This is a genomic window from uncultured Streptococcus sp. (assembly GCF_902463925.1).
Classification (GTDB): Bacteria; Bacillota; Bacilli; order Lactobacillales; family Streptococcaceae; genus Streptococcus.
The window spans coordinates 1-25,788 of record NZ_CABQHE010000004.1 but is presented as its reverse complement, the minus strand read 5'-3'; the positions used below and the strand labels follow the sequence as shown (position 1 = coordinate 25,788).

General features: G+C 40.9%; 30 protein-coding genes. 8 read left to right on the top strand and 22 right to left on the bottom strand.

What is annotated here, in order from left to right:
• Positions 1-28: 28 nt before the first annotated feature.
• Both RDY04_RS03955 and RDY04_RS03950 read left to right on the top strand, forming a co-directional pair.
• Positions 29-811: an ABC transporter ATP-binding protein gene (locus RDY04_RS03955; RefSeq protein WP_303951752.1), complete on the top strand. Its 783-nt coding sequence runs from the start codon at positions 29-31 to the stop codon at positions 809-811.
• Positions 812-1,215: 404 nt separating this feature from the next.
• Complete coding sequence (locus RDY04_RS03950) at positions 1,216-1,536, top strand: hypothetical protein (protein WP_303951749.1); 321 nt, start codon at positions 1,216-1,218, stop codon at positions 1,534-1,536.
• A 49-nt stretch (positions 1,537-1,585) separates the two neighbouring features.
• On the opposite strand, the gene RDY04_RS03945 is transcribed toward RDY04_RS03950, so the two are convergent.
• The 15 genes from RDY04_RS03945 to dinB all read right to left on the bottom strand — a co-directional run bounded on the left by RDY04_RS03945 (position 1,586) and on the right by dinB (position 14,360).
• Positions 1,586-3,652, bottom strand: coding sequence for a sodium:proton antiporter (locus RDY04_RS03945; protein WP_303951746.1), 2,067 nt, complete (start codon positions 3,650-3,652; stop codon positions 1,586-1,588).
• A gap of 8 nt (positions 3,653-3,660) precedes the next feature.
• Positions 3,661-3,903 carry a hypothetical protein gene (locus tag RDY04_RS03940; protein WP_303951743.1) on the bottom strand — a complete coding sequence of 81 codons (243 nt, stop codon included), beginning with the start codon at positions 3,901-3,903 and terminating at the stop codon, positions 3,661-3,663.
• A complete protein-coding gene (locus RDY04_RS03935; protein ID WP_014634968.1) occupies positions 3,900-4,448 on the bottom strand; it encodes a class I SAM-dependent methyltransferase in 549 nt (182 codons plus the stop codon). Before RDY04_RS03935 ends, RDY04_RS03940 begins: the two co-directional genes overlap by 4 nt.
• The gene (locus RDY04_RS03930; RefSeq protein ID WP_303951740.1) at positions 4,445-5,389 is read right to left on the bottom strand and encodes a TIGR01212 family radical SAM protein; all 945 of its coding nucleotides are present in this window, start codon (positions 5,387-5,389) and stop codon (positions 4,445-4,447) included. Before RDY04_RS03930 ends, RDY04_RS03935 begins: the two co-directional genes overlap by 4 nt.
• 85 nt (positions 5,390-5,474) lie before the next feature.
• A complete protein-coding gene (locus RDY04_RS03925) occupies positions 5,475-6,512 on the bottom strand; it encodes a SepM family pheromone-processing serine protease (RefSeq protein ID WP_303951936.1) in 1,038 nt (345 codons plus the stop codon).
• A 16-nt stretch (positions 6,513-6,528) separates the two neighbouring features.
• Positions 6,529-7,026 (bottom strand): pantetheine-phosphate adenylyltransferase, encoded by a 498-nt coding sequence (gene coaD / locus RDY04_RS03920; RefSeq protein WP_303951737.1) that lies wholly within the window; start codon positions 7,024-7,026, stop codon positions 6,529-6,531.
• A gap of 32 nt (positions 7,027-7,058) precedes the next feature.
• The gene (gene rsmD, locus RDY04_RS03915; protein WP_308000823.1) at positions 7,059-7,607 is read right to left on the bottom strand and encodes a 16S rRNA (guanine(966)-N(2))-methyltransferase RsmD; all 549 of its coding nucleotides are present in this window, start codon (positions 7,605-7,607) and stop codon (positions 7,059-7,061) included.
• Between the two features lie 142 nt (positions 7,608-7,749).
• Positions 7,750-8,703, bottom strand: coding sequence for a thioredoxin-disulfide reductase (trxB, locus tag RDY04_RS03910; protein ID WP_303951933.1), 954 nt, complete (start codon positions 8,701-8,703; stop codon positions 7,750-7,752).
• A gap of 32 nt (positions 8,704-8,735) precedes the next feature.
• On the bottom strand, positions 8,736-8,960 hold the full coding sequence (locus RDY04_RS03905; RefSeq protein WP_003093939.1) for a DUF4059 family protein: 225 nt from the start codon (positions 8,958-8,960) through the stop codon (positions 8,736-8,738).
• A 214-nt stretch (positions 8,961-9,174) separates the two neighbouring features.
• Entirely contained in the window at positions 9,175-9,918 is a 744-nt protein-coding gene (locus tag RDY04_RS03900) for an amino acid ABC transporter ATP-binding protein (RefSeq protein WP_048788176.1), read from the bottom strand.
• A complete protein-coding gene (locus tag RDY04_RS03895) occupies positions 9,918-10,664 on the bottom strand; it encodes an amino acid ABC transporter permease (RefSeq protein WP_302545493.1) in 747 nt (248 codons plus the stop codon). Before RDY04_RS03895 ends, RDY04_RS03900 begins: the two co-directional genes overlap by 1 nt.
• Before the next feature lie 611 nt (positions 10,665-11,275).
• Positions 11,276-12,106, bottom strand: a complete 831-nt coding sequence (locus tag RDY04_RS03890; protein ID WP_303951730.1) for a transporter substrate-binding domain-containing protein — start codon at positions 12,104-12,106, stop codon at positions 11,276-11,278.
• 67 nt (positions 12,107-12,173) lie between these two features.
• Positions 12,174-12,503: a hypothetical protein gene (locus tag RDY04_RS03885; RefSeq protein ID WP_303951729.1), complete on the bottom strand. Its 330-nt coding sequence runs from the start codon at positions 12,501-12,503 to the stop codon at positions 12,174-12,176.
• 51 nt (positions 12,504-12,554) lie between these two features.
• A complete protein-coding gene (locus RDY04_RS03880; protein WP_302683975.1) occupies positions 12,555-12,788 on the bottom strand; it encodes a hypothetical protein in 234 nt (77 codons plus the stop codon).
• Positions 12,789-13,256: 468 nt separating this feature from the next.
• A complete protein-coding gene (dinB, locus tag RDY04_RS03875) occupies positions 13,257-14,360 on the bottom strand; it encodes a DNA polymerase IV (protein ID WP_303951725.1) in 1,104 nt (367 codons plus the stop codon).
• Positions 14,361-14,625: 265 nt separating this feature from the next.
• Here dinB and pflB point away from each other — a divergent pair, with 265 nt between their 5' ends.
• The 3 genes from pflB (at position 14,626) to RDY04_RS03860 (ending at position 18,281) form a co-directional block, all read left to right on the top strand.
• On the top strand, positions 14,626-16,938 hold the full coding sequence (gene pflB, locus RDY04_RS03870; protein WP_303951723.1) for a formate C-acetyltransferase: 2,313 nt from the start codon (positions 14,626-14,628) through the stop codon (positions 16,936-16,938).
• Between the two features lie 131 nt (positions 16,939-17,069).
• The gene (locus RDY04_RS03865) at positions 17,070-17,744 is read left to right on the top strand and encodes a carbonic anhydrase family protein (protein ID WP_303951929.1); all 675 of its coding nucleotides are present in this window, start codon (positions 17,070-17,072) and stop codon (positions 17,742-17,744) included.
• Between the two features lie 84 nt (positions 17,745-17,828).
• Positions 17,829-18,281 (top strand): GNAT family N-acetyltransferase, encoded by a 453-nt coding sequence (locus RDY04_RS03860; protein WP_295493446.1) that lies wholly within the window; start codon positions 17,829-17,831, stop codon positions 18,279-18,281.
• A gap of 16 nt (positions 18,282-18,297) precedes the next feature.
• Here RDY04_RS03860 and RDY04_RS03855 read toward each other — a convergent pair whose 3' ends face one another.
• The 3 genes from RDY04_RS03855 to RDY04_RS03845 are packed head-to-tail and all read right to left on the bottom strand — an operon-like array spanning position 18,298 to position 20,181.
• Complete coding sequence (locus RDY04_RS03855) at positions 18,298-18,495, bottom strand: DNA-binding protein (protein ID WP_303951720.1); 198 nt, start codon at positions 18,493-18,495, stop codon at positions 18,298-18,300.
• Complete coding sequence (locus tag RDY04_RS03850; protein WP_303951718.1) at positions 18,479-19,426, bottom strand: serine hydrolase domain-containing protein; 948 nt, start codon at positions 19,424-19,426, stop codon at positions 18,479-18,481. The genes RDY04_RS03855 and RDY04_RS03850 overlap by 17 nt, the downstream gene beginning before the upstream one ends.
• The gene (locus RDY04_RS03845; protein ID WP_295493452.1) at positions 19,426-20,181 is read right to left on the bottom strand and encodes a CppA family protein; all 756 of its coding nucleotides are present in this window, start codon (positions 20,179-20,181) and stop codon (positions 19,426-19,428) included. Before RDY04_RS03845 ends, RDY04_RS03850 begins: the two co-directional genes overlap by 1 nt.
• A gap of 283 nt (positions 20,182-20,464) precedes the next feature.
• On the opposite strand from RDY04_RS03845, the gene RDY04_RS03840 reads away from it, so the two are divergent.
• Complete coding sequence (locus RDY04_RS03840) at positions 20,465-20,602, top strand: hypothetical protein (RefSeq protein WP_295493454.1); 138 nt, start codon at positions 20,465-20,467, stop codon at positions 20,600-20,602.
• A gap of 60 nt (positions 20,603-20,662) precedes the next feature.
• Complete coding sequence (locus RDY04_RS03835) at positions 20,663-20,827, top strand: type II CAAX prenyl endopeptidase Rce1 family protein (protein WP_303951713.1); 165 nt, start codon at positions 20,663-20,665, stop codon at positions 20,825-20,827.
• An 86-nt stretch (positions 20,828-20,913) separates the two neighbouring features.
• On the opposite strand, the gene gla is transcribed toward RDY04_RS03835, so the two are convergent.
• Positions 20,914-21,777: an aquaglyceroporin Gla gene (gene gla, locus RDY04_RS03830; protein ID WP_303951711.1), complete on the bottom strand. Its 864-nt coding sequence runs from the start codon at positions 21,775-21,777 to the stop codon at positions 20,914-20,916.
• Positions 21,778-21,897: 120 nt separating this feature from the next.
• On the opposite strand from gla, the gene RDY04_RS03825 reads away from it, so the two are divergent.
• Positions 21,898-24,165, top strand: a complete 2,268-nt coding sequence (locus RDY04_RS03825) for a Xaa-Pro dipeptidyl-peptidase (RefSeq protein WP_303951708.1) — start codon at positions 21,898-21,900, stop codon at positions 24,163-24,165.
• A gap of 78 nt (positions 24,166-24,243) precedes the next feature.
• Here the strand turns inward: RDY04_RS03825 and RDY04_RS03820 are convergent, their stop codons facing one another.
• The 3 genes from RDY04_RS03820 to RDY04_RS03810 form a co-directional block, all read right to left on the bottom strand.
• On the bottom strand, positions 24,244-24,624 hold the full coding sequence (locus RDY04_RS03820) for a bacteriocin secretion protein (RefSeq protein ID WP_303951706.1): 381 nt from the start codon (positions 24,622-24,624) through the stop codon (positions 24,244-24,246).
• Between the two features lie 124 nt (positions 24,625-24,748).
• A complete protein-coding gene (locus RDY04_RS03815) occupies positions 24,749-24,994 on the bottom strand; it encodes a hypothetical protein (protein ID WP_303951703.1) in 246 nt (81 codons plus the stop codon).
• A 340-nt stretch (positions 24,995-25,334) separates the two neighbouring features.
• Positions 25,335-25,631: a bacteriocin immunity protein gene (locus RDY04_RS03810; RefSeq protein WP_303951700.1), complete on the bottom strand. Its 297-nt coding sequence runs from the start codon at positions 25,629-25,631 to the stop codon at positions 25,335-25,337.
• Positions 25,632-25,788 lie beyond the last annotated feature (157 nt).

Here is a 25,788-nt window from a genome sequence, read left to right as displayed (position 1 = left end):
GAGTAATTTATCATCGAAGGAGAGACTTATGTCACTTATACGCTTAGAAAATGTCAGCTTGGCTCGCCAAGGAAAAACACTCTTGTCCGATCTTAACTGGACAGTTGAAAAAGGCCAGACCTGGGCTATCCTTGGACTTAATGGCGCAGGGAAATCAACACTTCTACGCTTATTGACAGCTGACTTCTTTCCTTCTGAAGGTCAAGCCGAAATCCTTGGCTATGCCTTTGGTAAAGGAGATATCACAGGCCTTCGTAAACGTATCGGTATCGTCAGCTCCTTTATCACTGAGCGTCTGCCTAAGCATATGACCGCTGAAAAAATCGTCCTTACTGGTAAATACAAGAGCTCAATCCTCTACAAGGCATATGGAGATAAGGAGTTACAAGAAGCTAAGGACATGCTGACTTCACTTGGTGCTGGGGATTTGATAGGTCGTAAATACCATGGCCTCTCTCAAGGAGAAAAACAAATTTGTTTGATTGCTCGCAGTCTCATGGAAGATCCTGACATCATTATCCTTGATGAAGCGACTGTTGGCTTGGACCTCTTTGCTCGTGAAAAGCTCTTGCGTCAGATTGATCGTATCACCTCGCTTCCTCATGCTCCGCTAGTTCTTTACGTCACTCATCACGCTGAGGAAATCACTGAAAACATGGACCATATTCTCCTACTCCGTCAAGGAAAAATCGTAGCACAAGGACCCAAAAATGATGTCATCACACCAGAAGTTTTAGCTGACTTCTACCAAAACCCTGTTCAAATTATTCCAATTGATGACCATCGTTTTTACATTAACCCACTTCTCTAAAAATCGATCAATATTAGCTTGATTTAGGGCTAATTTACGAACAACATTAAAGAAACAAGTCCCCTAGACTATAAGCCTGGGGGATTTATTCTTTCATCATTACTTCTCTTTTATTTGAGATACGCCATACAAAATTAAAGCTGGAAGCACAAGGTGTTCTATCGATGTTCTTGAATAAAATAAATACTGCAGCGACTATATATAAACGGCTTTTGTCAGAGATTTTACTGTGTGAGGAAATCTTTTGACTTTTACCAATTCGATAACAAAACACTTCTTTTTTTGACCGAATAGATTCTAAGATTATCCACATAGACATATGATATTGTCCGAGAGTTACCCTTTTGATACATTAGTAAGTGTTAAAACAACAGATCTTAAGATATAGAAAAAGAGGTAGGGACATGACTCAAGTAATAGGTTTTGGATTAATTGCTACAGCAGTAACAGTTATCATTTACAGTATTCCCGGCTTCCCAAAAATAGAGATTTCTCTTTGGCCACTCTTTCCAGTTGCCTTATTGATCTTCTTTACAATTGAGAATCTCATGAAAAAAGATTATAAGTCTAGCCTCATTAGTACCTTGATTGGGCTGATGATTGCTAATACAATCTATGACCTACTCCCTATTCCTACCGAAACTCTGATTGTTGACGGTATCCTAGTAGGCCTAGGATTTGGCTGTCTCTTTCCTGACCACGATAATGAAAAAAGCAAACATTAAAAGAAGCCAAATTAATAACTTGGCTTCTTTTTCTACTCTAAATTCTTTCTTAAGCTCCCCTTCGGGCCAGATTAATCATATCATAGGTCAAAGTATTGCTTGTTTCTTTGAGAGAATAGTCCTCCAAAGTATTGACTTCCTTACGAAGCTGTTTGGCATAACGGCTAGAGATAAGTTCAGCCTGCTCGTACTCGTTGATAACCTTACGTTCCAAATAGTAGCCTCGCAACATTTCATCAATATTGTCTGGATGAAGGTGGGTGATAACCCGCTCAACAAAGGCACCTGATTGAATAATCTCAGCCTCTTGAAGGCGACTACGTTTCAGATAAGACAAGAGATCTGAATGATAAACACCTTCCAAATTACTCAAGGCTTCCAAAATCTGCTCAGTATTTGTCAAATAGAGCTCAGTCATATGGTCGCGGTTTTCTTCCGTCAACCTAGGGCCTCTTCTATTTTCATCCTGATCAATACGAAACTTGAAGGTGAGAGCCAAGTGCAACAATCTACGAAGGCCACGCACAAAGACAGCTAGAGCGTAAGAAAGACTAGAGACAAAACCACGGTTAATACGACGCTCTAAGCCCTTGATATAACGTTGGTAGAGATTGTATTCGAGTTCTGAAATCTTACCATTCTTGTAGGCGTATTCCAGACCCTCACTCTCGATTTCCATAATCATTACTCGGATATTGGCCAACTCTTCTTTGACATCATTTGATTCCTGCTCCAAGATTAAATCTTCCAAGCGTTGGTTATAGTTGTCAATGGTAGCATAAACAGCTCCTTGATTTGCAGACTGCTTCAGGTCTTTGTCTAGCTCTCTTACCACATCATTAAGAATAGCAATCTGCATATAATGGTTGGTCGTATGCGCTGGTCCAGTGGCTAACCTAGGTAGAACTAAAATCCCTATCAAGAAGCTCAATAGCGTAACACCCGCTACCGTAAAAAGCAAGAGACTGTGTTCTAGCTCAGTCATATTAGCAATCGGAAGTAAAAGGATTGTTGCAATCGAAACCGTTCCTTTTACGCCAGAAAAAGTCAAAAGCGTAGCACCCTTCCAGATTTTTTTTAGTGATCGTTTGGCCCTCCAAGCTCTTTGGGCAAATACCGCACTAATCATAACAAAGCGAATGCCAAACATGGTCGCTGTTAAAAGGACGATAGCAAGCAGCATCCAGAGATTATCGTAGGTACTGCTACGCAGTACTGGGGCTGCTAGGGTTGGAAGTTCCGTCCCCAGAAGGAAAAAGACCATGCCATTAAGCATAAAGGTAATGGTTCCCCAAATCGTGTGAGAAACACTATCCAACTTGGCATCAAAAACGGTGATTTTTTTGAAACGACTGGCAAGTGAAATCCCTGCTACGACAACGGCAATAATTCCAGAAGCATGAATTTCCTCGGCTACAAAGTAAGAGGAAATCGGTAGCACTAACTCTAGTAAGAGTGCACCTGTGACATCTGCAGCATCCATATTATCCAAAATGGTCAAAAAGAGACGATTAAATAGGGCTGTAATCAAGCCAACCAAAAAACCACCAAGCACAGAAATAACCAAATTCCAGCTAGCACCAAGGAGGGAGAAAGCACCTGTTGTCAATGCAGTCACTGCCACCTGAAAGGCAACCAAGCCAGATGCGTCGTTCAGAAGACCTTCACCCTGCAAAATATAACTAATCCACTTTGGAAAACTGAAGCGTTTGGAAATAGCCGAATAGGCCACTAAATCCGTTGGCCCAAGGGCAGCACCGATGGCTAGGCAGGCAGACAAGGGTACCGAAGCAGGCAAGACGGCCTTAGCAAGATAACCGATTCCCAAGGTAGACACAAAGATAACTGGAAAAATCAAAAATAGAATGAGTTTCCAGTTACGTAGAATACTAGTAATATCACTTTCTTCACCCTCACGAAAAAGCAAGGGAGCAATAATGAAAGCTAGGAAAAGTTCTGTTTCAAGCTCGAAAGCACGTCCCTTCAAAAGAAAACCAATACCCACTCCAAAAATAATTTGAATCAAAGGTAGGGGAAGACGTGGAAAGACACGGTTGATAACGTTCGATAAAATCAAGCTAAAAAGAAGAACAAGCAAAGCTAATGATAAATGCATAGCTCCTCCTACCCTTCCTTATGACAACAGTTTGAGAATAGTTCTTTTTGCTTACTAATTTTTTTATCTATGGCAGTGATATCTTCCTTGGCCAAAAGTTTATGGCAACGTTCGACCTCAAGACTAGCTAACTTTTTCTTAATTTTAGCCGTTTTACGATTATCAACCTTCTTCAAAGTATCCTCGGCACTTTGCTTATCTATATATTTGGCCTGCATATCTGCAAGCTTTTCTTTAATATCTGTAATCATTGTAATTTCTCCAACATCACCAAAAATGGTGGGGTATTAATTTGATTAAGGGGTTGGTAAAGCATGGCTGTAAAATCACGCTGGTCCAAACCGATAACGTACTCAAGCACAGCATCCTTCTCCATATCGCCACCATCATGACCATAGTAAATCATAATAGCTAAACGACCACCCACCTCTAAGCGGTCAAGAATTTTCTCAATGGCCTCAAGGGTCGTATGTGGCTTAGTAATAACACTCTTATCTGCAGATGGCAGATAGCCCAGATTGAAAATAGCTGCACGAATAGGTTCCGTGACATAACGGTCCAGATTTTCATGACCATCTAAAATGAGTTCCGCATTTTCAATTTCCAAGTCCGACAAGCGTTGTCGAGTCTTTTCGAGCGCCTGCTCCTGCACGTCAAAGGCATAAACCTTCTTGGCAAGGCCAGCCAGAAAGGCTGTATCATTACCGTTTCCCATGGTTGCATCAACAGCAACACTCTCGTCATCCAGCACTTCTGCTAGAAAATCATGAGATAGATGAATTGGTCGTTTAATCATGCTTTTTCCTCCTTCTCGCTAGTTACTTTGCATCCTTGCCATGAGTCGCGACGTTCCATCTCTTTGTCAATGGCATTGAGGACTTCCCATTTGTTGAGACTCCACATAGGACCAATCAACATATCTCTCGGCGCATCACCAGTGATTCGATGAATAACGATATCCTCAGGGATGATTTCCAACTGGTCACAGATGATTGACACATACTCTTCCTGACTCAGCAATTTAAGACGTCCCTCGTGGTAGTCCCTTTGCATACGCGTATTGGTCATCAAGTGGAGGAGGTGGAGTTTAATTCCCTGAATGTCATTATCCGTCACACAACGGCGAACATTTTCCACCATCATCTCGTGGGTTTCCCCTGGCAGCCCATTAATCAGATGCGATACAATCTCAACCTTTGGCGCACGCTCACGCACGCGCTTAACCGTCTCCACATAGAGATTATAGCTGTGTGCCCGGTTAATGAGTTCTGACGTTTCTTCATAAGTCGTCTGCAAGCCAAGCTCGACGGTCACATGCATACGTTCTGTGAGTTCTGCCAGATAATCAATCACATCGTCTGGCAAACAGTCTGGACGGGTACCGATATTGATACCAACAACACCAGGCTCATTGATAGCCTGTTCGTAGCGGTTCTTGATAACTTCAAGCGGCGCGTGGGTATTGGTAAAGTTTTGAAAATAAACCAGATATTTCTGAACTTCTGGCCATTTGCGGTGCATGAAGTCAATCTCATGGTAAAACTGCTCACGAATCGGTGCCTCAGGAGCTACAATAGCATCCCCAGACCCCGATACCGTACAAAAGGTACAGCCACCGTGGGCCACTGTGCCATCACGGTTGGGACAATCAAAACCCGCATCTATTGGTAGTTTGAAAATCTTTTCGCCAAAAATTTCACGATAGTAATCATTGACTGTTCTATAACGTTTTTTCATAAAGCCTATTATAACATTTTAACCTAAAAAAGAGAGTAAGACTCAGACAAAAATCATGGATTTCTGCCTGTCCTACTCTCTCTTCTTATTTAGTCTTTTTCAAATAATCAATGGCTTCTTGAGCTGTTTTAACAGGGACGATTTTCATCTTGGTTCCCAGTTTCTTAGCAGCTTCCTTGGCCTCTTGATAGTTAGTTTTGGCATCCGGATCAGCCTTTTTCATTTCCTTGGTTACTGGATTATTTGGCACGAAGAAAATGTCTGCACCACTATCAGCCGCTGATTTCACCTTGAGGTAGGCACCACCGATATCACCAACCGAACCATCCTTTTCAATGGTTCCCGTTCCAGCAATCTTACGACCAGCCTTGAGGTCTTGACCAGACACCTGATCGTAAATAGCTAAGGTAAACATAAGACCCGCACTTGGCCCACCAACACCATCAAGTTTAAACTTCACATTTTCAGGACTCTTGACCTCGGTATGATCTGTCAAACCGATACCAATACCATTTTTACCATTAGCAATCTTGATAATCTTACCAGTAGCAGTCTTTTCTTTATCATCTGTCGTATAAGTGACCTTGACTTTTGAACCCAGCTTAAGTCCTTGAACGTATTTAATCAAGTCAGCAGAATTATCAAAAGTCTTGCCATTGACAGCTGTCACCGTATCGGCAATATTAAGGACTCCCTTGAAGCTAGAATCGTCAGCCACCTGAAGCACATAAACACCCATATACTCCAAGCTAGCCTCCTTACCAGCCAGAGTCAAGCCCTGATAAATCGCTTGGTTTTGGGAAGTCTCCATGTAAAATTGGTTGATACGCATGAAATCTTCATCAGAGTAATTTCCAGTTGCCTCTTCAGCTGTTTGAAGCTTTGCAAAATCATTAAGCTGAGCATAGAGCATCAAGGCCAAAGTCGCTTTGGTTTGAGCCACCGCCACAAAATTGTAGGATCCTTTTGAATCATCAGCTTTCTTATCTACAGTCAAGACTTCCTTGGTATCAAAAGCACCACCCGGAAGCTCAACATAATAATTATTTAGCGGGAAAAAGAGGGCAAAAAGGAGGAAAAGTACCGTAAAAATACTTAATAACCACCACTTAATACGCCACATTTTCTCTAATAGTAATTTAGATTTTGTCTTGTTTGCCACGCTTGGCCTCCACTTCCTTAACAACTGCTTGAGGAACATAAGAACTAATGTCACCCTCAAAATAAATCAACTCACGTACACGACTCGAGGAGACAGGTGTCACCTCATGACTAGCAACCAGATAAACCGTTTCAATTTCAGGTGCCAGTCCCTTATTAAAATAATCCATATTAACCTCATAGTCGAAATCTATCGCATTACGAAGACCTCGGACCAAATAAGTCACCCCAAGATCTCTGGCGACATCTACAGCCAGACTATCGTGAGCCGTTATAACCTTGACATTGGGAAAATCTGCCACAACCTCATCCAAAATACGCTTGCGAGTCGCAACATCCCAGAAGCCCTGCTTATTTTTATTATAAAAAAGGCCTATATAGAGCTCATCAAAGAGCTTGCTAGCTCTGGTAATAACATCCATATGCCCATTAGTAATCGGATCAAAAGACCCCGTAAACATAGCAATTTTTGTCATAGCATTCCTTTTTACAACTTCCCTATCTAAGGCTAACGCACGTAAACGGTCACCTTACTGATACCATAGGTTTTCTGCTTCCAAATCCCAAAGTTTGAAATTTCTTCAGGCAGGTCCACAGCCTTATCCGTCTCACAAACCAACATAACTTCCTCAGCCAAGAGCCCTTGCTCCTCTAACTGAGTAATATTGGCCACAATCTGCTCTTTGGCATAAGGCGGATCTAAAAGTACCAAATCAAATTGACCCGTCAATTGTGTCAGCGCACGCGCCGCATCCATCTTCAAAAGCTGGAACTGCTTCTCACTTTTGGTCATCTTGATATTTTCCTGGATAACAGCCTGTGCCCGACGGTCTTTTTCCACAAGGACAGCAGACGATATGCCACGACTGATAGCCTCAATAGCCAGACTACCACTCCCAGAAAAAAGATCCAAAACACGTCCTCCATCAAAGAAAGGACCAATCATATTGAAAATGGCACCCTTGACCTTGTCCGTTGTTGGACGAGTCGTTCTGCCTTCTAACGTTTTAAGCGGACGCCCGCCAAATTCACCTGCTACAACACGCAAGTCGGTCACCTCGTTTTTACTGTTTTTTAGTAAGACTTTTCTATTATAACAAAAAATCACACTTAGATGTTGGTCCAAAGAGGACTAGACAAGTTAAATTCCCCCAAGAGAACACAAAAAAACTCGAGAACCTCCCGAGTTTCCATTCATTTTAGTTATCACCAAGTGCAGTCACATAGTTATAAGCTTCGATACCGGCTGTGGCACCGTCCCCTACGGCTGTTGTAATTTGGCGAAGGTCTTTCTGACGGACATCCCCAATGGCAAAGATACCAGGAATACGTGTCGCCATCTTATCATCTGTAATTACCCAACCATCTTGGTCAGTGATGTCGAGACCTGTCAAGTAATCTGAAACAGGATCAAGTCCCACATAAACGAAGACACCGCCAAATTCGTGGTTAGTCACCTCACCAGTTTTGACATTCTTGATATCAACACTGCGAACCTTGATGTCATCACCCTTGATTTCTTCAACGACTGAGTCCCAGATAAACTTGACTTTCTCATTGGCGAAGGCACGGTCTTGAAGGACCTTTTGGGCACGCAATTCATCACGACGGTGAACAATGGTCACGCTGTTGGCAAAGCGTGTCAAATAAATCCCTTCTTCAACAGCAGAGTCTCCACCACCAACAACCAAGAGGTCTTGATTACGGAAAAATGCACCATCACACACCGCACAGTAAGATACCCCACGGCTGTTGTACTCTTCTTCACCAGCAACACCAATGTGGCGGTGTTTAGCACCAGTCGCAATGATAACTGTCTTGGTTTGGTACTCCTCGTCACCAGTTTTGACAACTTTATAATCACCCTTGTCTTCGATACCAGACACGATACCGTAAAGATTTTCAACGCCCAATTTTTCCAATGGTTCAAACATCTTCATTGATAATTCTGGACCAGAAATACTTTCAAAACCAGGGTAATTTTCAATTTCGGACGTGTTATTCATCTGTCCGCCAGGAGCACCTTGCTCCAAAGTTGCCACTTTAAGGTTGGCACGGGCTGCATAAAGTGCTGCAGTCATTCCCGCAGGACCAGCTCCAATAACAATTGTATCGTACATGAGTAACTCCTTATATGATTTTCTTGTAGAGATATCTTACACCTAATGTGCCAACAAAGCTAGAATTATGCATTCAGTACGATAAGAATCGCCATAAAAGCAAATGCTAATACTGGAATCGAAACCATCGACATCATAATAGCATCATAGAGGGCACCTTGACGCTCCTTAACGGTTTTGTCTGCACGACGTAGGGCACGCCATCCAAGCCAAAGGGCACCAAGCACCAAGCAAACAAAGAAAGCAATCACAAGGCCTAAGAGATAAAATTTAAAAATATTTAATAACATAAATCATCCTAAAGTAAAAAATAGAAAAGGCTGAGACAATATTCTCCAACCTCTGAATCCGAATAGTAATAACTGCGCGGTGTAGTATCTGATTGGACTCCTTAGTCGCCTTTGAAGTATTCAAAGGCGACTAATCATCCTTGTGGGACTTTGACTATAAACTAAAAATGTAGTCCTATCCCACCACCTTTTCTATTGTAACAAAAATCCCATCTTAAAGGTATTGTTTTGAATAAGAAGCGAAAAATTCTTTTGTTCGCTCTTCTTTTGGATGGTTAAAGATTTCATCAGGTGTTCCTTGTTCAAGGATATGACCTTTTTCAAGGAAAAGCACCTTATCAGCCACTTGATAAACAAAGTTCATGTCGTGACTGACCAAAATCATGGTTTGACCTGACTTAGCCGCATCAGCGATTGATTTTTCAACCTCACCAACCAACTCAGGGTCAAGAGCAGATGTTGGTTCGTCAAGCAAGAGCACATCAGGCTTCATGGCAAGGGCACGGGCCAAGGCCACACGTTGCTTTTGACCACCTGACAAGTGGCGTGGGTAGTGATTTTCACGATTAGAAAGCCCAACCTTAGCGAGTTCTTCTTTCGCAATCTTAGTAGCTTCTTCGTCAGAAAGTTTCTTAACAATCTTAAGACCTTCCTTAACATTATCCAAGGCTGTACGACGTTCAAAGAGGTTAAACTGTTGGAAAACCATGGCCAACTTACGACGAAGGGTAAGGATTTGCTCTTTGGTAATTGTTTCGAAATCCACCTTAAAATCATCAATGATAATTGTACCAGAATCAGGCTGTTCCAAATAGTTCAAGCTACGAAGGATAGTCGACTTCCCTGCACCAGAGGCACCAACAAGAGCGACAACTTCACCTTTTTCAATATCAATATCAATGCCATCGAGAACCTTTTGCCCTGAAAATTCCTTGGTCAAATTTTTGATGCTAATCATTAGCGGTCACCTCCAATTCCAGAAATGTCAGTCGCTTCAGGAACCTTAATAGCCATATGATTTTCAACTGAACGACCAATGTTTTCAATCAAGATTGAGATTACCCAGTATACAAGAGCTACTGAGATATAACGTTCAAAGTAACGATAGTCAGCACCACCTAGGATTTGAGCCTGTGCATACATTTCGACGATACCAGCACTGAAGGCAAGTGATGTTCCCTTAGTCAAACCAATCAAACTGTTAATCAAACTTGGTGTCGCAATAACAGCCGCATTTGGAATAATGACACGACGGTAAACCTGTGCTGATGTCATCCCAAGAGAACGGGCAGCTTCGATTTCCCCAGCATCAACAGCCTGAATTGCCGCACGAATAGTTTCACTCATGTAAGCCGCTTCGTTAAAGGCAAAGGCTGTAATAGCGAAGATAGCTGGTGGAATCTCATTAATATTCCAATCTAATCCGAATTCACCATTCAAGTAACGAAGGAAGAGTGGAATACCATAGTAGGTCAACATGAGTTGGACAAGAATCGGTGTCCCGCGCAAGAAACTCACAAAAACAGCTTGAATCGGATAAAGGATACGAACTCGATTAATCTTAACAACCGCAAAGACGAGGGCCAAAATCAATCCAAAGAAGGCACCTGCAATGGTCAAGCCCAAGGTTAAAGGCAAGCGTTCTACAATCTGAGGAACCGCATCAAAGACAGCCTTCCATGAGAAGAGCTTACCAGCTGGCATCCAAGATGAAATCCATTTGAAGACAATTGTAACCAATTGCAAAATATAACTCCAAAGAATCTCCACTAACCATGATACGGGAATAGCCAAAGCAACAACTACTGCCAAACCAATTAAACCAATGATAACTTGGAGATACCAAGGTGACCGATTAAATGCTTCGATACTCTTTTTCACAATGTTGCCCTTTCTTTCTAAAAAAGTCGGTTAGCCTAGTGCTAACCGTCCTAATATCTTATCATAAATTTTATAATATTCATTTTAGCACGACTCGGAAAGTCTGTGAAATAGTCTTTTCTTATCATAGTGATAAGGAAATCATATCACTGATAACACTATCTTGTTGAGGTTTAAACAGATTTTTGAGAATTTCTCTCAACGAATCCTTATTTTAGGAACAAAGTAAGCATAAACCAAGGCTTTCCGCCGTGAGAAAAACACCTGAAACATTAAAGTGTCAGGTGTTCGGAAGTTTTAAATCCTTAGGCTTAAAACTTAGTCATGAAACTTCGAAGAAGGTCACTGACGTCCGTTGTTACCTAAGGAAAGCCTCAAAAGAAAACTTTGTTTTCGATCTAAAGCTGAGACAGCGGTCTCACCTTTTAACCATCTTATTTCAAATCACTGACGTAATCGCCACCGAAGTATTCCTTACTGAGTTTGGCAAGGGTTCCATCCTTCTTGAGCTCTTTGATACGCTTATTGACAAAAGTCTTGAGTTCCTTACCTTGCTTATCATTTGAGAAAAGAAGATATTCAAGTCCATCAGTCTTCATACCGATATCGTCTTTAATCTTGTTTACAGCCAACTTATAGCCTTGATCTTTAACAATGTACTCAGACGAAATGGCATCGTAAAGGATAAAATCAATTTTTCCTTCTTGAATGTGTTGAACACGCGTTGAAAGACCAGTTGAACTAGAAGCGTAGTTGATTGTAATTGGTGTCTTGTCCGCATTGGCGTGGTTCCAATTTTCAAGCAACTGAGCGTAGTTAGAGCCAGGAAGCACCTCTGTCGTCTTACCAGACAAATCGTCTAGGCTAGTATACTTGGTACCCTCAGCACTGGTAATTGCATAGTTAGAACGTGAAATCGGATCTGAAAAACTATATTTCTGTGCACGTTCTTCATTGTAGTTGAAGTCATTAGCTGCAATCTGATAACGTCCAGAATCCACCCCTGTCAAGATGGAATCAAAAGGTGTCGTTACAAACTTGACCTCATATTTGTCCGAATCCTTGAAAATAGCCTTGACCAAATCAATATCATAACCCTTGAAGTCATCACCTTTTTTAAAAGTGAAAGGTGCCGTATCAGAGTCAGTCGCAACAGTAATCGTCTGCTTTTCACCAGATGCCTTACTGTCATTTTTGTTTCCACAAGCTGCCAAAGTCAAAACCGACAAGCCAAGAATCCCTATGCCTGCAAGCCATTTTTTCATATCTATAATCCTCGATACTTTCATTAATAGTTAGTGATAACAGTTTACCATCTTCATCCAAACTCGTCTAATAATAAAAACCTAAGAGGTGATAGATAAAGGTTATAGGGATAAGGCTAGAAATAACAAGATAGAAAAGAGCTGCCACATCAGTGATAACTCTTTTTATCTTTAACTTATTACTTGAGTCGCTACTATCTTCAGGTTGATAGTCTGACAAATTCTTATGGATACGTTCGGCGTAAACGGCTTTAATTCCTGATTCATCATGGCCAATCAGAGCCTCGACAAGTTCTTTATAATCTTTTGTAGAGATAGTCCAGTTGCCCCCATTATCTTCGGTAAATTTGAAGGTTCTTTCCAAATTATCTGCACCTGTCAAAGGTATATAGAACAATTCTTTATCAATATTCTTAAATGGCGTTAAATCACCGTTAAAGTTTTCACCCTAAAGGAACTTCGTTGTGAGATCTTTGATCTTACCCTTTTCATCATTACTCTTATCAGATTGGTTCCAGTGCTTCAACTTGTCAATATTAATACCATAGAGACTCATGAGGAGAGTACGAACAGCAGCTTCAGCTCCATGGACATTAACAGAGCGTAAAGTAACAGTCACTGTTGCTTCATTTTCCTTGACTTTAACATCCTTCAGTTTATAGTCCTGAATCTTGCTAATCATATTACGGCGTACCCTGAGAAACTTTGAAAACACTTGAATTGGTGCCTTAGCATCATAGCCTTCGATGTACTTATAGGTGTCATTTTCTTCAGGCGTGAATTTCTTCTCTTCAATAGTGACTGCAACCTGTTTTTTAAAGACATTCGTTTCGGTCCTGTTTCATAATTTTTTCTGTATAGTTTTGAAAAACTGTTACTTAATTTTCCAAGCATGATATCAATCAAAATCGTCGCATTCGTCTTGACACGTTATGTCGAAGTTGATTCGTTTTTTTCTTTTTAACTGGCTTATTTGAAGTACAGGCTACAAGAATCAAGAAGGTTGTTAAAGTCAAGCACAGGTAGGTAAAAACTTTTTCATTACTTTTATTACCCCATTTCTATTACTTACTAATTAAGATAGCACAGGTCTGATAATGCTTTAAGGTCAACTGGCAACGTAACAAGTCAAAACTCTACTATAATATAGTCACGCTAAATCGTCTAAGTCTAACTGTCTACCTTCTTGATCTTCCAAACCTGTCAGCGTAACACCCAACAGTCGAACACCACTGCTATTTTCGTCTAGCTGATCAAAAATGCTATGGGAAACCCTTTCGATGGTGTCAAAGTCCTGGGTCGATTTGTCCAAGGTCATACGTTTGGTTAGGGTTGAAAAGTCCGAATAACGAACCTTGATAACAATGATACGACCGACTTTTTTATTTTTCTGGGCACTTTCCGCTACCCGTCTAGCATTCTTAGTCAACTCAGCCTTGATGTCATCTTCATTATACAGGAGCTTACCATAGGTTCGCTCACTTCCGATAGATTTACGGACACGGTTAGGCTTTACTGGGCTATTGGAAATGCCTCTAGCCTTTCGAAAGAGATCGAAACCAAAACGGCCAAAGCGGTCTATTAAGGTTATCTCAGGAATTTTCAAAAGATCGGCACCGATGTATATATCCATGTCATGAAGACGCTCAACTGACTTTTTACCAACACCATGAAACTTTTCAATAGGTAGCTTTTCCAAAAATTCCTGAGCCTCCTCTGGAAGTACCACCGTCAAACCAGCAGGCTTTTGAAAATCAGAGGCTAGTTTGGCAATAAATTTATTATAGGAAACGCCTGCTGAACAAGTCAGGTGAAGTTCCTGCCAAATATCATACTGGATAAGCTTAGCTACTTTAACCGCCGATTTGATACCAAGCTTATTTATCGTCACATCAAGATAGGCTTCATCGATAGACATGGGCTCTACCAAGTCGGTATAGCGTTTAAAAATCTCACGAATTTGCATCCCCACCTCTCTGTAATGACTATAATTTCCTGAGATAAAGACAGCATTAGGACAACGTTCATAGGCTTCCTTAGAAGACATGGCTGAATGGACACCATATTTTCTAGCCTCGTAATTACAAGTAGACACCACACCACGACCTCCTGTTTTTCTGGGATCGTGACCGATAATAACCGGTTTGTCCTTAAGACTGGGGTCATCCCTCATCTCGACCTGAGCAAAAAAGGCATCCATGTCAATATGGATGATTTTCCGACTGGTATCATTTATTAGAGGAAACTCTAACATGGCTCCCTGCCTCCTTTCTCAGATTTATCTCACTGTAAAGCTTTTCACATAAAACTTTGGGACTACAAAGCATTCTCCCCTTATGATAACAAAATCTATCAAAAAACAGAAATTTATAATACAGATTTTTCATTTTCGAAACTGTATTATAAAAGAATGTCTCTAAAAACGCAGTTTTAAAGTTGTGTAAGCGGTTACTGTGTGATAGAATACTTTTAGAGAATGTAACAGATGATTTGTTACTAGAATTATAGGAGAACCAAATATGGCAACGGTTAAAACTAACACAGATGTTTTTGAAAAAGCATGGGAAGGCTTTAAAGGAACTGACTGGAAAGAAAAAGCTAGTGTTTCACGTTTCGTTCAAGCAAACTACAAACCTTATGATGGTGATGAAAGCTTCCTTGCAGGACCAACTGAACGCTCTCTAAAAATTAAAAAAATCGTAGATGAAACTAAAGCAGGCTATGAAGCTGAAGGACGCTTCCCAATGGATACTCGTCCAACTTCAATCGCTGACATTGACGCAGGATACATTTCAAAAGAAGATGAACTTATCTATGGTATTCAAAATGATGAGCTCTTCAAATTGAACTTCATGCCTAAAGGTGGTATCCGTATGGCAGAAACTGCTTTGAAAGAACACGGTTATGAACCAGATCCAGCTGTACACGAAATTTTCACTAAATACGTAACTACAGTTAATGACGGTATCTTCCGTGCTTACACTTCAAACATCCGTCGTGCACGTCACGCTCACACAGTTACTGGTCTTCCAGATGCTTACTCACGTGGACGTATCATCGGGGTTTACGCTCGTCTTGCCCTTTATGGTGCTGACTACTTGATGCAAGAAAAAGTTAACGACTGGAATGCTATCAAAGAAATCGACGAAGAAACTATCCGTCTTCGTGAAGAAGTTAACCTTCAATACCAAGCACTTCAAGATGTTGTTCGCCTTGGTGACCTTTACGGTGTAGATGTTCGTCGTCCAGCCTTCGATACTAAAGAAGCTATCCAATGGACAAACATCGCCTTCATGGCAGTATGTCGTGTAATCAACGGTGCCGCTACTTCACTTGGTCGTGTGCCAATCGTCCTTGACGTATACGCAGAACGTGACCTTGCTCGTGGTACTTACACTGAATCAGAAATCCAAGAATTCGTTGATGATTTCGTTATGAAACTTCGTACAGTTAAATTTGCTCGTACAAAAGCTTACGACCAATTGTACTCAGGTGACCCAACATTCATCACAACTTCTATGGCTGGTATGGGTGCTGACGGACGTCACCGTGTTACTAAGATGGACTACCGTTTCTTGAACACTCTTGACAACATCGGTAACTCTCCAGAACCAAACTTGACAGTTCTTTGGACTGACAAATTGCCATACGCTTTCCGTCGTTATTGTATGTCAATGTCTCACAAACACTCTTCTATCCAATACGAAGGGGTGACTACTATGGCTAAAGACGGATACGGTGAAATGAGCTGTATCTCATGTTGTGTATCACCACTTGACCCAGAAAACGAAGAACAACGCCACAACATCCAATACTTCGGTGCTCGTGTTAACGTTCTTAAAGCCCTTCTTACTGGTTTGAACGGTGGTTACGACGATGTTCATAAAGACTACAAAGTATTTGACATCGATCCAGTCCGTGATGAAGTTCTTGACTTTGACACTGTTAAAGCTAACTTCGAAAAATCTCTTGACTGGTTGACTGACACTTACGTAGATGCCCTTAACATCATCCACTACATGACTGATAAGTACAACTACGAAGCTGTTCAAATGGCCTTCTTACCAACTAAACAACGTGCTAACATGGGATTCGGTATCTGTGGTTTCGCAAATACTGTTGATACATTGTCAGCAATCAAATACGCTACAGTTAAACCAATCCGTGACGAAGATGGCTACATCTACGACTACGAAACAATCGGTGAATACCCACGTTGGGGTGAAGATGACCCACGTTCAAACGAATTGGCAGAATGGTTGATCGAAGCTTACACTACTCGTCTTCGTAGCCACAAACTCTACAAAGATGCAGAAGCTACAGTTTCACTTCTTACAATCACTTCTAACGTTGCTTACTCTAAACAAACTGGTAACTCTCCAGTTCACAAAGGGGTATACCTCAACGAAGATGGTTCAGTGAACTTGTCTAAATTGGAATTCTTCTCACCAGGTGCTAACCCATCTAACAAAGCTAAAGGTGGTTGGTTGCAGAACTTGAACTCACTTTCTAGCCTTGACTTCGGTTATGCTGCTGACGGTATCTCATTGACAACTCAAGTATCACCTCGTGCTCTTGGTAAAACTCGTGACGAACAAGTCGACAACTTGGTAACAATCCTTGACGGATACTTCGAAAACGGTGGACAACACGTTAACTTGAACGTTATGGACTTGTCAGATGTTTATGAAAAGATCATGAGCGGTGAAGATGTTATCGTGCGTATCTCTGGATACTGTGTAAACACTAAATACCTCACTCCAGAACAAAAAACTGAATTGACACAACGTGTCTTCCACGAAGTTCTTTCAATGGATGACGCTTTGGGATAAAATGAATAAAGAGCTCGCAATAGCGAGTTCTTTTCTTTTTGTAAAACACTTATTTTTTAATTATAATTTTCTAAATAAACTATAATTTACTTTCTTTCATATTAGCTATAAAATAAAAGCATCTAGGGATTATAACTAAGAAAAGTTTTAAGCTAATTGGATTATTGTCTCTTATAGCCAGTACCATCCTACTCGTAGCCTGCCAGTCTGAAACTCAAAGTAAAACCTCTAAGTCTCAAGAGGTCCAATGGGGCTATACGGGTAAAACTGCTCCTGAACATTGGGGTGACCTTTCTAAAGATTATAAACTCAGCAAGGCGGGTAAGGAACAATCCCACATTAATATCACCGGAGCTGAGGACGTTGATCTCCCAGAACTAAACCTTAATAATCAAGAATCAGAAGGCCAAGTTGAGAATGAAATAGATAGCAAAACCTATCTTCTTGAAGGGCATTTCGTCTACAAGATGGATAATGAAAAAATCACAGTTGTCTCAGTTCTCAATAACTATGGAGATAAAAACCAAGCCTTGCAATTAATCTGGGATAAAATGCCTCAAGCCACTAATACTGAAACGGATTTATCTCAGGCTATCTTACTTGATGATTTCTATCCTGAAAACAAGGACTATTACAACTTTGAAGGCTCATTGATAACATTGCCTTGTACTGAAGGCGTTAACTGGATTGTCTTCAGAAGCCAAGAAACTGTCAGTAAGGAACAGGTGGAAGAATTCACCCAAACTCTTGGATTTGAAAACAACCGTCCTATCCAAGATGCAAACGGCCGAAACATTAAAGAATAAAACCTATCAAAAGCTTGGTGACTACTCCTCTTATCACGCTTTTTCTCATTGACGATAGAGTAAAATCTTTGCTACACTATTCCTATGATTATCAAACATACAAGAGATACACTTTCAGAGACTTATCTAGATGCTGTGGCTATTCGAAACACCGTTTTCGTTAAGGGCCAAGGAGTTCCGCGCTCCATCGAGATCGATGCCAATGAAGCCTACTGCATTCACTTTGTCCTCTATGATGACAAGGGCCAGGCTACAGCAACCGTACGCCTACTTCCTAACATAGACTTAACACAAGTTATACTCCAACGCATGGCCGTGCTTGACGACTACCAAGGTCAAGGTCTGGGTAGCATCCTCCTAAAAGAGGCTGAAGATTTCGCTCAAGAGCAGGGCTTCAAATCTATTTCTCTCCATGCTCAACTAGGGGCACTTAAGTTCTATCTCAATAATGGCTATCAAGAAGTCGGCCAAATCTTCGAAGAAGCTGGTATCCAACACATCACGGTTGAAAAATCCTTAGTAAGTAAAAAAGCTTAAGCAGTAAGTCAACTGCTTAAGCTTCTTCTTTTGTTGAAAATATAGAATAGCTATGCTCGATAGCAAGAACTGCCACATTTTCTCCTGCTTTTAATATTTCTGTGATTTTTTCCAGTATTTCACCCCTATAAAAAGAAGGGGCAAAATTTCCATGTAGACCAAAAAAGCAAGAGACAAGCTTTCTTTTCTTAGAGTGTCTACTCGACCGTTCCACAAACCAACTCCTTCTTCATTATCTCAATCAAAGCATCTCTGTTCTTGATCCATTGAGTCCTCTCATCCTTGTAATAGGTACGATTACTGAGGAAAATAGCTGCACGTTGAGCTGGGATATTGATAAGCACAAAGGTACCTGTATAACCAGTATGAAGAATCCAATCGCCTTGAAGGTCCCATGCGACACTACGCTCCTTCTTGGATTGACTGATATTTTGCGTCAGATTTTTAGAAAAATCATCCTTCAAATAATGGTTAACAAAGATTTCCAAGTCCTTTTGGGTTGAAAAGAGACCTGCTGAACCTGAGTGCTCTTTGAGCACTCGAGCCTTGGGATCATGAACAGTTCCTCCCGGAATTCCCTCAACAGTTGGAACAGCAAGGTCAACTGGCCCAAACCCTGTTTCAGACATACCAAACGGTTGGAAAATTTCGGAGTCAAAAAGCTTATCCAGTGTTTGTCCAGAGACTTTCTCAAGCATCAAACCTAGGAGAATAAAATTAATATCTGTATACAAGAAAGGTTTATCAGCCTTAACTTTGATGGCGTTTATTGCAGCAATCAAGCCCTTTTGGTCTAATTCATCACGATTTGGAATAAAAGGATCAATTCCGCTACTATGAGAAAGAAGCTGACGAAGGGTTAGCGTCTGGTCTGCTACTTCAGGATAATAGATGGAGAACTTCTCATCCAAACCCAGTTTTCCTGACTGTAAGTAGAAGATACAAAGAGTCCCAACTCCCACCACCTTAGAGACACTAGCTAGATCATAGGTTAGTCCTGGAACTACCGGATTCTTTCCATCCTGAGTCCCTTGGTAGTGCTCCTGCCAATCTTGTCCATCATAAAGTGCAAGGCTGGCACCCGGAAAGATGTCAGCCTTGATGTAGTCTGTAATTGTTGCTAATGTTTGTTGAAAATCAGTCATTATTTTGTTAGCCAAACCTCAATATTACTCATATCAGTCAATGCAAGTAGGTGTCCTTTGCTATCCAAGTAACTTGAGAACTGTTCCTCTTCAAGTTTATCATGCAAGGCAACTAAGTCATAGTCCTCTGCCACCTTAAACTCGAGAATTTCCAAATCCCAAGTTTGATCAGGAGTTACTTGAAGGTCAGGACCTTCTGCCTTTTCAAAGTGAATAGATAAAGGTAGTTCTTCACCAAAAAGATTGTCATAGAAGAAGGCTGCTTTAACCGTATCCACAACATTCAAAGTCAAAGACTGAACGGTAAAGTCTGAAACACCTTTAAAGTCTTCATTTTCTTCCACATCTGCATACTCGACTGTCTTTAGAGTTGACAAATCATCTTCGGCATGCACCAAAATAAGACCATTTTCTGGTGAGATAGTCTCAAAAGCGTAACCATTTTCACCTTGGAAAATAGCCTTAGCTTGATGATCATCACGCGCCAAAAGGTACTCAATCTCAAGTGGATTTGAAACCTTAATGACCACTTTATTAATTTTCTTAGGACCTTCAACTGCACGGCAACGGTAAGCTGGAGACTCCTCAATTACAAAAAGTGAGTTACGTTCTGCCCAGTCAGTGAAGACAGCAAGAGCATTTTCCTCAGTCAAAAGCTTAAATCCTAACGTATTTTGGTAAAAATCGATATTTTCTTGTCTATTATTCACACGAAAAATTGGTGTGTGAAACTTAAAATTCCCTGATTGCGTCATGGCACCCTCCATTCTTTACTATTTTATCCAAAAAGAGTCTGTGTGACAAGAATTTTCCTAAGAAAAAACAGGATTGTAATTTTTTTCACTTTCTTTCGCATAAATTGTGAAAAACATTATAGTTTATTCACTTTTTGAGTAGCTATTTCCTCATTTTAGAATATAATAAAGACTCTGAAAACTTTCGTCAATCATTTGGCGTTTAGACATACCTATCAGGGATTCTTTTTACTACTTGGGGTTTTGTTCTTATTTTTTGATGAGAGTTATTGGGAGCAATCTTATGCTACTGACCCACACCAACTACCATGCAGAACTTCAAAGAACTCTTACGACAACGTCTATCCTCCCAGTAACCATTAGCATGATGATTACTGCCTTCTTGCAAGAACTACTCTTTCGTAAGTCGGTTTGCTCTTAGTTTGCTCCTTATTCAATAGTTACTGCTTTAGTAAGTACCGGTCTCTTTTTCCTATTCCATATGCCTACCAACCTTGCCCACCTCTTCCTCTATATTGGAATGGGCTTGGCTCTCTCTATAGTCTACCAAAAAAGAGAAAATCTATCATCGACTATCTCGCTTCATATCCTATGGAATGTTTTCACCTTAGGTGCTACCATTCTAGTAATGACTAATCCGATGTGACTTAGAAAACTTTCTCAGTTTTTGCTACTTTCAAATTTTAGGCATAAAAAAATCTGAAGACAATGCTTCAGATTTTTGGTTATTGATTAAAGGTAGAGAGCTTTGAACAAGAATACTGCCAAAAGTCCTGCAAGGATTGGCGCTACAACTGGAACCCAAGCATACCACCATTTAGAATCACCTTTGTGCTCACCAAGAACTGATGTTGGCAAAAGGTGGTGAAGAAGACGTGGCATCAAGTCACGGGCTGGGTTAAGGGCTGGTCCAGTAGGTCCACCGAATGAAAGAACTAAAGCGGCAACCAAGAAACCAACACCGATGTGAGCTGTTTCAAGCGATCCATGGAATTGTGCATCAACCATTTCTTTAGTGTAACCAGCAGCAAGAGCTTGTTGGGCAAGCTTGTGACCAAAGTAGTTGTTAGTCAAGGCAAGAGCACCAAAGAATAGAAGGAATGAACCTGCAAACTCATTGGCAAAACCGTTAAGACATGCACGGTTACGATTTTCTGGAGTGTTGTCATGATCGTAAACTGCTGAGATAGTTGAGAAGGTACCGAGAATATTGTTAGGATTCTCAGTTTGTACATAGTAAGGCTGGTGAACCCAAACCACAATAGCTTGGCCTAGGAAGGCACCGAGAAGTTGTGCAACAAGGTATCCAGGAACGCCTACCCATGAGAACAATCCAGATGCAGCAAGTCCAAGGGTGAAAGCAGGGTTGATGTGGTTACCAGAAACATCACCAAACATAAGAGCTGGCATCATAACACCAAAACCATAACCAAAGGCGATTACAATCCAACCAGATTTGTTACCTTTTGTTCCCTTAAGCTCAACATTAGCAACAGCACCATTACCAAGTGCTACTAGAAAAGCAGTCGCAATAAACTCAGTGAGGTATTTCAAAACCCATTCACTGGTGAACGCTTCTTTTAGAAAATCATTCATTTGTCTCTTTATTTCCTTTCGATTTTACAATAATTTAGACATCTATCATTTTATCAAGTATAATGTCTGATGTAAAGATATTTCTGGAATGTTTACGTATTATTTTTGAGGTTTTTAAATATGAAATTTAACCAGTTTAGTTACATCCCTGTTAGTCCTGAAATTGCTTGTCAAGAGCTCCGTTCTTTGGGGTTTGAAGTTTCTCTAGATGCTAGTGCCAAAGCCAATTTTGAATCATTTGTTCGCAAGTACTTCCTTTTCTTTGAAGATACTGATTTGTCTCTGAAAAGCTGGATTGCCGATTCAGATACTGATCTCCTAACCTTCTTCCAATCAGACCGTCCTTTGACTGCTAAAGTCTTTGGTTTGGTAGCTCTTCAAATGCTAGGATTTGTCCCTAATGTGGACTTTACAGACAGTGCTGCTTTCCTAGAGAAAATGGCCTTTCCAATCACTTTTGATGGTAGCCTTAATAACCTCCATCAATTGCTAGCAACACGCAAACAGTCTGGCAATACCTTAATTGATCAGTTAGTAGCTCAGGATTTGATCCCTGTAAGCAATGACTACGTCTTCTTTAATGGTAAGAGCTTGGCCACATTTGACACCAATCAACTTCACCGTGAAGTGGTTTATGTCGAGACTCCTGTAGATACCGATAAGGATGGACAGTTAGACTTGGTCAAGGTAACCATCTTACGTCCTAATGTGGACTTCCCGGTTCCAGCCATGATGACCGCAAGTCCTTATCAACAAGGGACTAATGAACCTGCCTCTGATAAGCTCACCCACAAGATGGAGGGAGACTTGCTCGTCAAACCAGCAGGTGAAATCTCCCTTAGCCAACCAGAAATCAAGACACCAGAGGCAGATCTTACGCCTATCAATCCTGTCACGAAGGCTCAGGAGCGTTTTGCTCACACTGATACCTATACACTTAACGATTACATGTTGGCTCGTGGTGTGGCTTCTATCTATGTATCTGGTGTCGGTACTTTCAACTCGGAAGGTTTCATGACCTCTGGAGACTATCAACAAGTTCTGGCCTACAAAGCTGTCATTGACTGGCTCAATGGTCGTGCACGCGCCTTTACTAGTCGTAGCAGACAGCACACCATCACTGCTGATTGGGCTTCTGGTAAGGTGACTACTACTGGACTTTCATACTTGGGTACCATGTCCAACGCCCTTGCTACAACTGGCGTTGACGGTTTGGAGATGGTTATTGCTGAAGCGGGTATTTCTTCTTGGTACGACTATTATCGTGAAAATGGACTCCTCGTTAGTCCTGGAGGCTACCCTGGTGAGGATCTCGATACCTTGACTGAATTCACTTATTCTCGTGCCCTATTAGCTGGAGAATACCTACGCCACCAAAAAGACTACCAGGCCTACCTCAATGAGCTAAGCACAGCTATTGATCGTAAACATGGGGACTATAGCCAATTCTGGCATGACCGTAACTATGTGCAGTTCGCGGACCGTGTCAAAGCTACTGTTGTCTTTACACATGGTAGCCAAGACTGGAATGTCAAACCGATTAACGTCTATCAAATGTTCAATGCTCTTCCAGACTCTCTTGACAAACACCTCTTCTTCCACAATGGTACCCACGTTTACATGAATGCTTGGCAGTCTATCGACTTCCGAGAAAGTATGAACGCCTTGATTTGTCAGAAACTCCTTGGTTTGGATAATGGCTACACACTGCCTACAGTCATCTGGCAAAACAACCAGTCTGAACAGACCTGGAAAGTTCTCGATAACTTTGGACACGACAATGGTAAAAACATTCATCTTGGTGAGACTGAAGCTAGCATCGCTAACCATTATGAAGAGGAAACCTTCAACAAATATTGTAAAGCTTACCAAAGCTTCAAGGATGACCTCTTTGCAGACAAAGCCAATGCCATTACCTTGGACTTTGAACTGGATCAAGATATCCAAATCAATGGTCGTGTCCACCTTGAGCTCAAGGTTAAGTCTAGTACAAACCGTGGTCTCATCTCGGCCCAAGTTCTAGAAATGGGTGATAAGAAGTATCTCGCACCTATTCCCGCACTCAAACGTATGAATTTAGATAACGGCCGTCTCTTCAAGGAAGAAGCCTTACGCGAATTGCCATTCAAGCAGGCAAAATACCGTGTCATTACCAAAGGACACCTTAATCTGCAAAATCGCAAGAACCTCCTTAGCATTGAGAATGTCACTCCAAACAAATGGATGACTATCGGTTTGGATTTGCAACCAACCATCTACAAACTTAACAAGGGCGACAAACTCCGACTGGTCCTCTATACCACAGACTTTGAGCACACTATTCGTGATAATAGTGACTATGAATTGACTGTGGACCTAAGCCAAAGTCAGATGACATTGCCTTATTAGTCTTTATCGCAAAAATCCCATAGGATGAGAACTCCCATGGGATTTTTTGATTGTGTGGAAATAAACAAGATTTAGGCTTCAATTTTTACGATTTATTTTAATATTATTTAAACAAATGATGTAGCCAAGACGGTGGAATAACACAAAGATATGCCAGTAAAAATAAAGCATAAAGCTGTCAGATTTAGTCAACGTATAAAAAAGAAAAATTCCAACAAACAAAATGGAAAGCCAGAGTGTCTTCTTAACGAATAAAAAGTATTGATGCCATATCTCTTTATCACTCAAAGCAACTTTAGATTTTTTGCTTAGGAAAAGATGCATCAAGATCTCTGCTAGACTGCTAAGTACTGTTAAAACCAGAATCTTACTAAGAGGAATACCTAAAAAGAATCCCATCCACTCAATAAGCAATTGGGACAAAACAATGGCCGTAAGAGCATGTAGATTTTTTGACATAAAACTGAAACCTCACACTTCTCTCAAACAGAAAGTTTTCACAATACCTACAAAGTTACAAAAGCATAGATAAGCACTTACAGCCTCGCTATTTTTATAGGCGTGTCTATCATAAACTGCCATTCTAACCTCGTTCACTTTGTTTAATGATTTTAAGCACTCTAGGTGTCAGAAAAGCTAGTAAACAAATATCCAAAACAATCACAACAATAATGATTAGGCGCCATTCGGCACCTCTCACCGTCAGCAAACGATAAATACCAGCTAAAATAATAGCCAAATGTGCCAAGCCCATACCAGCGTAAATTTGTTTAGGAGTAAACTGTCGTTCCTCAAGTGGACGACGGTCAAGCTCTCGTCCGATGAACACTGGTAGGTAGGTCAGACACAGTAAGGAAACCAAACCCAGGGGTAACTAAAATAAGAAAGAAGAACCATTATATAATAATTCTAAACCAATATTACCATCTATCAAACCTTAGGCAACAACCATGAGTTGTAAATAAAGTAACTTTCCTGAACGAAGTCGGTTAAGATAAGGCATCGCACTCACCTTTTATCACAATCACTTGTCCGCTTGTCATAATCATAACTAGGACTTAAGGTTCTTTCTCTGCTCCTCAACAGATTGGAAAAGAACCTTTTTGCTCCATCTTCCTTTTCTCAATGGACAACTCAACCTTAAAACCAAGAAATCCTCCCTAATGACATCAATAGCCATAACGAATCGCTAGCAATTTTCGCAACTCTGCCATTCGCTCCTCGATAAAGGGAAACAAGGTTAGCTGGTCTTTTCTGACCACTTCGGATATTTCCAGTGACATCCTGCTTAAGATATAGGGAGTGGCTGAACGAGAGTCTGCAAGTTCCGTTCGGTAGGAGTGCAGGACCTGCTTCAAATCAGCATAATCTGGCTTATCTCCAATAGTTTCAATTACTTCATCGATGATAGCTACTGCTTGTTTTCGTCTCTCTTTGCCTCCTGCAAACCATTTAAGTCCTGTCATTAAGAAAACCTCCTTATTTCTTTCAACTAATTTTTCAATCACATCTTTAGTATAGCACACTGATAGTCATTTAAAAGCCAGCGTCCCAAAAAGTGGCTATACGTCCTGAATGGTCATTCATATACAAAATGAAAAAAATTGAGGGAGATACTCAATC

Coding starts and splice junctions, on each gene's coding strand:
- RDY04_RS03850 (WP_303951718.1), bottom strand. CDS start 19,426: ATGACTGATTTTCAACAAACATTAGCAACAATTACAGACTACATCAAG.
- RDY04_RS03890 (WP_303951730.1), bottom strand. CDS start 12,106: ATGAAAAAATGGCTTGCAGGCATAGGGATTCTTGGCTTGTCGGTTTTG.
- RDY04_RS03950 (WP_303951749.1), top strand. CDS start 1,216: ATGACTCAAGTAATAGGTTTTGGATTAATTGCTACAGCAGTAACAGTT.
- RDY04_RS03845 (WP_295493452.1), bottom strand. CDS start 20,181: ATGACGCAATCAGGGAATTTTAAGTTTCACACACCAATTTTTCGTGTG.
- RDY04_RS03900 (WP_048788176.1), bottom strand. CDS start 9,918: ATGATTAGCATCAAAAATTTGACCAAGGAATTTTCAGGGCAAAAGGTT.
- RDY04_RS03825 (WP_303951708.1), top strand. CDS start 21,898: ATGAAATTTAACCAGTTTAGTTACATCCCTGTTAGTCCTGAAATTGCT.
- RDY04_RS03905 (WP_003093939.1), bottom strand. CDS start 8,960: ATGTTATTAAATATTTTTAAATTTTATCTCTTAGGCCTTGTGATTGCT.
- pflB (WP_303951723.1), top strand. CDS start 14,626: ATGGCAACGGTTAAAACTAACACAGATGTTTTTGAAAAAGCATGGGAA.
- RDY04_RS03895 (WP_302545493.1), bottom strand. CDS start 10,664: ATGCCAGCTGGTAAGCTCTTCTCATGGAAGGCTGTCTTTGATGCGGTT.
- RDY04_RS03930 (WP_303951740.1), bottom strand. CDS start 5,389: ATGAAAAAACGTTATAGAACAGTCAATGATTACTATCGTGAAATTTTT.
- RDY04_RS03860 (WP_295493446.1), top strand. CDS start 17,829: ATGATTATCAAACATACAAGAGATACACTTTCAGAGACTTATCTAGAT.
- coaD (WP_303951737.1), bottom strand. CDS start 7,026: ATGACAAAAATTGCTATGTTTACGGGGTCTTTTGATCCGATTACTAAT.
- RDY04_RS03880 (WP_302683975.1), bottom strand. CDS start 12,788: ATGATTAGCAAGATTCAGGACTATAAACTGAAGGATGTTAAAGTCAAG.
- RDY04_RS03935 (WP_014634968.1), bottom strand. CDS start 4,448: ATGATTAAACGACCAATTCATCTATCTCATGATTTTCTAGCAGAAGTG.
- RDY04_RS03955 (WP_303951752.1), top strand. CDS start 29: ATGTCACTTATACGCTTAGAAAATGTCAGCTTGGCTCGCCAAGGAAAA.
- RDY04_RS03940 (WP_303951743.1), bottom strand. CDS start 3,903: ATGATTACAGATATTAAAGAAAAGCTTGCAGATATGCAGGCCAAATAT.
- RDY04_RS03945 (WP_303951746.1), bottom strand. CDS start 3,652: ATGCATTTATCATTAGCTTTGCTTGTTCTTCTTTTTAGCTTGATTTTA.
- gla (WP_303951711.1), bottom strand. CDS start 21,777: ATGAATGATTTTCTAAAAGAAGCGTTCACCAGTGAATGGGTTTTGAAA.
- RDY04_RS03810 (WP_303951700.1), bottom strand. CDS start 25,631: ATGACAGGACTTAAATGGTTTGCAGGAGGCAAAGAGAGACGAAAACAA.
- RDY04_RS03840 (WP_295493454.1), top strand. CDS start 20,465: ATGCTACTGACCCACACCAACTACCATGCAGAACTTCAAAGAACTCTT.
- dinB (WP_303951725.1), bottom strand. CDS start 14,360: ATGTTAGAGTTTCCTCTAATAAATGATACCAGTCGGAAAATCATCCAT.
- RDY04_RS03925 (WP_303951936.1), bottom strand. CDS start 6,512: ATGTGGCGTATTAAGTGGTGGTTATTAAGTATTTTTACGGTACTTTTC.
- RDY04_RS03820 (WP_303951706.1), bottom strand. CDS start 24,624: ATGTCAAAAAATCTACATGCTCTTACGGCCATTGTTTTGTCCCAATTG.
- RDY04_RS03835 (WP_303951713.1), top strand. CDS start 20,663: ATGCCTACCAACCTTGCCCACCTCTTCCTCTATATTGGAATGGGCTTG.